Origin of the sequence: Lacrimispora amygdalina (assembly GCF_900205965.1) — a bacterium.
In the GTDB taxonomy this organism is placed as follows: Bacteria; Bacillota; Clostridia; order Lachnospirales; family Lachnospiraceae; genus Lacrimispora; species Lacrimispora amygdalina_A.
Window position 1 is genome coordinate 1 of record NZ_OAOF01000033.1, and the last position, 8996, is coordinate 8996.

Annotated in this window: 7 protein-coding genes and 1 pseudogene; all 8 read left to right on the top strand. The window is 41.1% G+C overall.

Translation table 11 applies throughout. The features are described 5' to 3' along the window. Window positions 1-1032: pseudogene (locus tag CRO04_RS26465) on the top strand (hypothetical protein); the annotation flags it as partial. A gap of 8 nt (window positions 1033-1040) precedes the next feature. Further along, window positions 1041-5204: a hypothetical protein gene (locus CRO04_RS23960; protein WP_097006775.1), complete on the top strand. Its 4164-nt coding sequence runs from the start codon at window positions 1041-1043 to the stop codon at window positions 5202-5204. Window positions 5205-5262: 58 nt separating this feature from the next. After that, window positions 5263-5697, top strand: a complete 435-nt coding sequence (locus tag CRO04_RS23965) for a single-stranded DNA-binding protein (protein WP_097006776.1) — start codon at window positions 5263-5265, stop codon at window positions 5695-5697. A 9-nt stretch (window positions 5698-5706) separates the two neighbouring features. Next, on the top strand, window positions 5707-5901 hold the full coding sequence (locus CRO04_RS23970; RefSeq protein ID WP_097006777.1) for a hypothetical protein: 195 nt from the start codon (window positions 5707-5709) through the stop codon (window positions 5899-5901). A gap of 225 nt (window positions 5902-6126) precedes the next feature. Then, window positions 6127-6327, top strand: a complete 201-nt coding sequence (locus CRO04_RS23975; RefSeq protein ID WP_097006778.1) for a type II toxin-antitoxin system Phd/YefM family antitoxin — start codon at window positions 6127-6129, stop codon at window positions 6325-6327. Further along, complete coding sequence (locus CRO04_RS23980) at window positions 6314-7156, top strand: Fic family protein (protein WP_097006779.1); 843 nt, start codon at window positions 6314-6316, stop codon at window positions 7154-7156. Before CRO04_RS23975 ends, CRO04_RS23980 begins: the two co-directional genes overlap by 14 nt. A gap of 142 nt (window positions 7157-7298) precedes the next feature. Beyond that, window positions 7299-8147 (top strand): hypothetical protein, encoded by an 849-nt coding sequence (locus tag CRO04_RS23985; RefSeq protein ID WP_097006780.1) that lies wholly within the window; start codon window positions 7299-7301, stop codon window positions 8145-8147. Window positions 8148-8215: 68 nt separating this feature from the next. After that, complete coding sequence (locus CRO04_RS23990) at window positions 8216-8944, top strand: hypothetical protein (RefSeq protein WP_097006781.1); 729 nt, start codon at window positions 8216-8218, stop codon at window positions 8942-8944. Window positions 8945-8996: the final 52 nt, after the last annotated feature.

An 8996-nucleotide genomic window follows, 5' to 3' on the forward strand; every position in this document is an offset into this window, starting at 1 on the left:
AGTTGGGAAAATCCTGATCATTGGTGGAGAGGACCGGATGGAATCATAGGAACTGATGATGATCGCCAGATCCACATAATCCCAGGAGGAACTGGACCCTATATAGACAACGGCGACGGAACCTACATTACACCGGGAGCCGATGGGAGTTGGGAAAATCCTGATCATTGGTGGTATGGTCCGGATCGTGAGATAGGAACTGATGATGATCGCCAGATCCACATAATCCCCGAAGGAACTGGACCCTATATAGACAATGGTGACGGAACCTACATTACACCGGGAGTCGGTGAAAGTTGGGAAAATCCGGAGCATTGGTCGAGTGGCCCTGATGGGGAGATAGGAACTTCTGATGATAAAAAGATTGATAATGGTGATATTGATCCGAGACCTACGAACCCGGAGCCTACGAACCCAGAACCTACAAGCCCAGAACCAATAAAACCGGATTTAGAGGATAGAGAGGAAAAGGAGATAATAACCGTTTCTCCCACACCGATTATTGACAGTACGGCAAAGCCAGAGGTTCCTGATACCGGAGGAACGTTTACTGTAAATCCGAATGATCCTCTTGAAGTCACCTACACAAAGCCGGATGGTACGACCGCTAAGGATGAATGGGTTGGCGATGGCAAGGACTGGTTCCATGTTGATGAAACAGGAAAGTTAAATTACGACTGGTATCTGGAGGGGGATAAGACTTGGTATAAGCTTAACAAGGAACCGGGAGACAGGTTTGGAGCCGCGTTAAGTGGTTGGAATTATGAACCAATGGATGATAAGAGATATTTCTTTGATCCTGCTACGACTAAGATGCTGACCGGCTGGCAACTCATTGATCATAAATGGTATTACTTTACAAAACAGAATGAGTCACAAACTTATTTTGGAAGCAATCCTAGTGGAAGTAACTCGAATGGTTGGAAATATGATAAAACAAAGCCCGGAAAGCCTTATGGATCAATGTATCAAAATGAGAGGACTCCAGACGGCTATATGGTAGATGAGAATGGAGTTTGGAAAAATAAATAGGAGGAGCAATGAAAAAAAAATATGTGAGAGGGCTGGCATACGTTATGTGTGCAGCCCTGACAGTCACCGCAGTACCGCCTTGGGCGGTATATGCGGAAACGGGGACAGAAACAGAAATTTCCAGTTCCGTGGCCACACCTTCTGAAGCAAGCCTTGATACAGAGACAGAGGGTGAAGAAGTCAATAAGGAAGAAGATCTGCCAGGAGTGGAACCGGAAGAAATTCCCACAGCAGATCCGGAAACGGTTGAAATGCCAGTAGAGGACCCAGTAGATACTGCCACGCCGTCTGAAGCAGCGGAGCCTACTTTTACAGATATAAAAAAAGCGTTAGCAGCTTCCCTTCTTTCTTCGGTCCCTTCGTCCAGTTCTCTGGGAGATATCTGGGATTCCTGGTCCGGTAAAACCAGCTTTGAATTTTTAAGCGGAAGTCAGGGAGAAGGAACAGAGGAAAAGCCATATCTGATTAAAACAAAAGCACAGCTGATGGGATTATCCGAACTATCAGCTATGGGTATGACTGTGCCTGATGCAGAAGGTGCTGATTACGCAGGAGATTATTCGGGGTGTTACTTTGCCCTTGGCAGCAATATTGACCTGCAGGGAGTCAACTGGATTCCCATTGGATTTTACCGGGATTCCACGGAAAACTCCGGAGAGGTTCCCTATCCGTTCTCTGGGAACTTCAACGGAAACGGATATACTATTAAAAATATAAAACTTGCTTCCTTTTCTGGTTATAACAACGTTGGACTTTTTGGCTCCGTAAAGGATGCAGTGATTGAAAACGTGACCATTATGTCGGATAGCAGTGAGATCAAGGGCAATGACCGGACAGGAGTTGTAGCTGGTTATGCAGAAGATTCCATTATAAAAGATATAACCGTTAAAAGTGCTTATATCAGTTCCACCGGAATCTCTGGAGGAATTGCAGGGGAATTATCCGGAAGCGTGATTGAGAATGCTATTTGTGAAAAGGTGATGATTGATGCCGCTGACGGAACCGATGTGATCTATGCCGGTGGAATCGCCGGGATCGCGTCTGATTCTTCTATCGTGGATTGTGAGGTTTCTACTGGTGATGGGACCACAGCAAGAATCCAGGGAACCGGATACATCGGTGGAATTGTTGGGTATCAGAATGCAACAAATATTTTAAATACTCATGTAAGTGGAACCATCGGCGGTTATCATTCTACAGCCATTGGTGGTATCACCGGAAGATATGCATCCGGGAAGTTAAAGGTAGCACGCTTTGAGGGAACCATCGGGAACTCTCAGCTTGGCTCCATGGCAAGGGAAGGAACTTTCATCGGCACCAGACAGGGAGCATCAACGAATTTTAATTTCGTTGATGATGTGGCCTATCTGTTTGCAGATACCGAAAGCAAGATTAGTGCCAATGTATGCGGATCAGAGATCATTGATGATAACGATTACACCTATGAAGCACATATCGGATACTGGCATTCAGGGGATCTTTACTACACACTGGTACAAGGTGGTGCAAAAAAATCCATCTCTGATCAGTACTTTTACGAAGAACTGGAAAATGGGATCTTGAACGTTATGGATGAGGAAACAGGGGATTTTACGTTAGACCATTTCGCTCCTAATTCCCTGGGCCGCCCGGTAAGAGGGTATTTGCTAACGGTAGATCAGATCGATACCGTTGCTAACGGTCAGAATTTTTATGATATCGCCTCCATGGAAGTAAGAGGAAGTTCCCAGTATTCAAAAACCATTGATAAGGAAAACCGGGGAGCCATTGCTGCCGGGAGCGTGGTAAGTATTACAACCTCTCCCAACAATACAGATACAGAAAAGTTTCAGATGGTGGGAAGCCCTACTTACATCAATATAGAGGGAAAGAAAAAGATCACTACATATTCAGACAGCAGCCATTCCTATACATTTACCATGCCGTCAGAAGATGTAAGCGTCTCGGCTGTATATAAAAAAGTAGCAGTTTCCATCAATGTAAACCCGGAAACCTATACTTTTCAAGTAACACAGACAAGAACCGGAAATCGGAAGAATCCAACAAAGACCACAGAGATCCGAAATAAGGAAGGAAAGCTGATTGCCCGCTATATCAATGGTGCATTAGAACAGGGAACCCAGGTTCAGCCGGTGAATATCTCCGCCCTTATTGATGCGAATAATGATGTATTCGATAACCGGGTGAAGTGGGGCATTGATGATCCGGAGTTAATCCATCTTGAGAAAAACGATGATGAAGAAACAGACGGCTATACAGCAAAATCGGCCAGTATCTCATTGAATATGGAAGCTGCCTTTTTTACGGATATTATTCAGGAAGCGGAAAAGAAACAAACAGAAGAAAGTTATCAGTATAAGATCCCAAATACCATTTACGGAGCAGGACATCAAAACGGGGGAGTTGCAGTCTTAACAGCACAGACCAGACCCTCCACTTCCTTTGAAGGAAAACCCTGTACCGATAACTGCAGGATCAATGTCACCTTTCAAATCATTGATAATACGTTAGTAGCAACAGAAGGGGCAGTACTTGATAAGACAGCATTAACCTATACCGTTACAAGGACATTAACCGGGGACCGGACAGCACCGGAGGAAAAGATAACGGTAACGGCTCCCCAGTCCCTGACCGCAACCTTTACCCCGGATTACTTTTCCAAAGATGAAGTAACCTGGACAAGCTCCGATCCGGCCGTCCTTACCGTATCTCAGGATGCGCAGGCTTACCGGGAAGCTTCCATTTCTGCCATCAGAGAAGCCAAGTGGATTAAGGATATCATGGCTACTGATGATGGAATACGAAACAATGATAGTTACGAGAAAATACAGGGAAGCGGAAGCAGAGAAGCAACGATAACGGTAGTTGGAAAAGATAAACTGGGAAATCAGGCATCTGCAGTCTGCCAAGTAAAGGTAAACTTCAATACCAATGATCTGACAAGAATTGTACCAGAGGGAATCACCTTAAGTCAGACAGCACTTTCCTATTACCTGGGATATCAGAAGGCTGGGGATATCAATTCCCAAACGGTAAAAAAGACCGGTTTTGAAACAAAGAAGCTGACAGCCACCGTTCTTCCAGTATTGGAAGGGACTGCAGAGCATGAGCCTTACAATCAGACTGTGGTATGGACTTCTTCCGATCCGGGAGCGGTAACGGTGGATCAGAGTGGAACGGTTACTCCGGTAGATGGAGCAGACTGGATCAGAGAAGCGCTTTTAAAAGCACCATACAAGGCAGAAAAAGCAGCAGAAATAACCGCTGTAACGGCAGATGGGAAAAAGATAGCCTCCTGCAGCATAACTCTTACCTTTCAGGCAGAGTGCATTGAAGCAGACCGGGAAACGGAGCAGTTTGATCTGGTACTTACGAAGTCGGGAAGGAGAAGTAATCCAACCATTGCCTGGAGCGGAGGAGAAAGTAAAGCATTTGCTGCCGCCATTTACTCCCCAAATAAGAAATCAGTTTTATGGAAATCATCTGACAATGGAATTTTAACCGTAGATAAGAATGGAACAGTTACACCGGTAGTCCTAAATGGCAATCAGGAAGTCACAGCCGGCTGGATAAAAGAAGCAATAAACAAACATACCAATACAGGAACAGCTGCAGCTGATATTTATGCCTTGACCAGTGATGGAAAATTATCAGATCCGGTACATGTGATTCTTACCTTTAAAGTTGTAGACCATACATATTCCTCCGGTGGTAGCAGTGGAGGCGGCGGAGGTGGTGGTGGACGCTCCGTAGGCGTAACAACCGCTGGAAATACAAAAGGCCCTGCAGCTCCTGCAGGTGCAGTAACCGGCACATGGACACAGATGGCAAGTGGGAAATGGATTTTTGCAACTGATCGGACCTATTCTGATGAATGGGCATATATTAGCAACCCATATGCAGGAAACGGCCAGGAGCCGGCGTCGTGGTTCCGGTTTGATAAAGATGGATTTATGGTAACTGGCTGGCAGACAGATGCGGATGGGAATACCTACTATTTAAAATCTGCCTCCGATGGAACCCAGGGACAGATGCTTACGGGCTGGCAGAACATAGATAATACTTGGTATTTTTTCAACCCAATCTCAGATGGAACAAGAGGAAAGCTCTTTACAAACACTGTTACTCCTGATGGCTATAGCGTAAACGAGAAAGGGCAATGGATTCAGTAAGACATATATTATAAAACACATCTCCTCTGCTTTTTGCAGGGGAGGAGAGGAGGAATACATGAATCGAGTAATTTTAATGGGGAGGTTAACTCGTGACCCGGAAGTAAGGTATTCTCAGGGAGAGAAATCAATGGCCGTTGCAAGGTATACACTTGCCATTGATCGGAGAGGACGAAGAAATCAAGACGGTAATGAGCAGACAGCCGATTTTATCAACTGCGTAGCATTTGACAGGGCGGGGGAGTTTGCGGAAAAATATTTTCGTCAGGGAATGAGGGTTTTGGTATCCGGAAGAATTCAAACTGGAAATTACACAAACAAAGAAGGTGTCAAAGTTTATACCTTTGATGTGATTGTAGATGATCAGGAGTTTGCTGACAGTAAAAGTAATTCAGCTGATAATTCCAGACCAGATCCTTCCAGTACCGTAGGTGACGGATTTATGAATATTCCTGATGGAGTCGAAGACGAAGGACTTCCTTTTAATTCATAGGAGCAGTGGATGAAATTAACTACTAAAGATAAAAATAAAAACATTCCGGTATCCGTGACGTTGGAAAACAAAATGAAATACGGAATCGTGATAGGTACATGTGATAATTTGGTGGGAGTTTTACTAAATACTGGAGAGTATGTAGATGTGCCTGTGTATTATGTAAAAAGAATATCCAAAAAAACTAAGTTTCCCATCACTTAAAAATTGAAAGATACTTGTACATTGACAACCGAATATGTTTAACCGATAGAAAAGAAGTTTTGATACAGAAAGGACATTAAGATGAACTGAAATTATACTTTATTTGGCCGATAAATTTAGAGAAATGACTTAATACTTTAACCCTTGATTTTCCTTCAAAAAAGTAGTATAATATACGTATAAGTATACGTAATAGGATACGTACTGATTTGAAAGGAAGTAAATATGTTTGTTGTGACAAGCAGGGACCTTCAAACGAAGCTGAAGGGAATAAAAGAACGAGTGAATGAAGGAGAAGAGGCAATTTTACACAGCAATGGACATGATGATCTTGTCTTAATTACTCTTGAAAGATACAATGAATTATTAAGTATTGAGAAAGATCAAAGCAAAACAGAGAGGAGGATAGAAGATGGCAGAAAGTGAATACAAAATTTATGGCGAAAGTCCTGATAAGAGTATAAAAAAATCATATTGGGATGCTGCCAAGGGGCTTCAGAAAGTAGATGGTCTAAATCCAACAAAATACCTTTCAGAGTTGGCAGATGCTAATATTGAAGGGGAATTGTCTTATACAGAAGTAGAAGAATTATTGTATAAGCGTTATGAAAATGAATCGCCTGAGGATATTAAGAGAAGAAACAAAGAAGCAGATCTTGTCGCAGCCAGAATAGCACATATTTTAGACAGCCCTGGCTATCCTCTTCAAATTGCTTCCTTAAAAGCCATTCATCGGGAGTTGTTTAAAGATATATATGATCATGCTGGACAATTTAGGTTGGTTAATATTTATAAGCAGGAACCAATTCTTAATGGTGCAACCGTAAAATACACAAATTACACAGCTCTAAATGATACCTTAGAGTACGATCTTAACGTAGAGAAAAGTAAAAGTTATTCTGGACACACGCAGGAACAGATGATAAAAAGAATTGCATCCTTTACATCATCCATCTGGCAAGCTCATCCGTTTATGGAAGGTAACACCCGAACTACAGCGGTTTTTATGGAGTGTTATCTAAATAATATGGGTTTTCAGGTAGATAATAAAATGTTTAAGGATTACAGTCAATATTTCAGAAATGCATTGGTACGTGCCAATTATGCTGCATATGCAAAAGGAATTGTGGAAACCAATGAGTATTTGGAAAAATTTTATAATAATCTGCTTACTGGAGGAGATGATAACTTATCAAACCGTGAACTTATATTAAAAGAATGTTTTCTGCATAAAGATATTGAAAGAGAAGTTTGAAAGTATTACCATAATATGGTATAATGTCATGGTAATAGGTTTGCTGAATGGCTGCCGTTATCCAAAATAAAGTGGTAGCTATCAGCACTTATGCAGTATTTATGATTGTGTTAGGTAAGGGTTGACTATGGATACGAGAAGAATGAAAGAGGTAATGGGTGAATTTAGTCATGAGGAACGTAATGAAATATATGGCTGTTTTGTTAAAGAGGAGAAGAAAAAAGAGCAGGAATTGAAGTCTGCTTTTTACAGACAATTACGGGCAATATGTACGAATCCTTTTTTGGCATTGGAAAAATCTCATTCGTATCATGTTGATCAGAGACTAAAATGTATAGAGGCTTTATCTGATTTTATAGAGGAATTTTATGAGAGTGCTGAAAGGGGAAAGCAGGATAACAAGGCATACAGGAAAGAATCCATGAAAAGAACGGCCGACTCGTTTGCTTTGATGGGTATGCTTCATGGAAAAGAGTTTCCTGAAAAAGAAAAGATAAGGGTAAATCGAGACGATTCTGATTCAGCACCACTTTGTTTGAACTATTTGTTTTATACAGGCCTGGTTTTATCAATTCCAGATAAATTAGAATCTCAGATTGAAATTCGGGCAGAGTATAGAATACCAATTTCTGAATTGAGTGTTGTATATTTTGTAGATTTTGCAATATTTCGAAAAAATGACAATAAATTACTCTACATTATAGAATGTGATGAGAAATACCATGAGAGTGAAGAACAGAAGGTAAAAGATAAAAATCGGGAAGATGCAATTAAGTTCCTATTTCCAAATTGTAAATTTCATAGAATCCCTGAGGATGAAATTTATGTTATGAAGAGTCCTGATGTGTCTGCAATTAAAAGAGCAAAACAGTTTTGGGATCAGGTAGAAAAGGAATGGGAAATAGGATTAAAATCTGAGGTGAAGTCGGAATTAGGGAAAGAAGCTTCTTGCGCAAAAGGTTTTTTTAAAAGGCTTTCTTTTTTAAAATAGATTATTTGAAAAAACAACTTAATTTAGAAGCCATTCTGTGGAGTTGGCATTTTAAGGAAGGGAAGAGTATGAAAAAGAAATTATTTGGATTAATTTTATCAACGGTACTTACTGTAACGATGGCAACGCCGGCGTTTGCGGAGATTATTTGGACACCGGATAAACTTCCGGCTGGGTATACAACTAATGAGTGGGAAAATAAGGATTTTTTCTTGAACGCGGGTAATGCGATTAAGAAAGATACTTATACTTATTATGTAAAAGATCTTCATGGGAATTTTATGAAAGATGCTATTTTTGCTGGAGGATCAAAAACGGATGGAAATGGAATATTGATTCATGCAGACGGACATATTTGTTCTTATGGTACAGAAGCGGCTGAAACTGAGTATTTTAATACTCAAGAGTATGAACAAGACACTTGGCACCAAGATTCATTGAAATCATTAAATGAAAATGGAATAAGTAATTATTGGATTGGTGATAGTAAAGGTTCTTCATATAGAAGTCAATGGGCTTGGTTATTGACTTCTCCTAGTGGAACTAAAGACGGTCTAAAGTATGCTTACTGCTTTAATGAATATGGTTATCTTTATACTAATACCATCACCCCAGACGGATATCAGGTCAACGAACTCGGACAGTTGATGATTGATGGAAAGGTCATGACAAGGAAATATAATGACGTTACTCCGTGGTATGGTTTTGTAAGATTTCCAATCGGAGCATTGGGCTATGACTATGATTCCAGTGAAAGGGCAGCGCAACTTTGGGGAACTCCAAATCCTTACTTTTAAAATATAATTAAATAAATTTTTTATAAAAGACTATCGGTTGAATCATAATCGG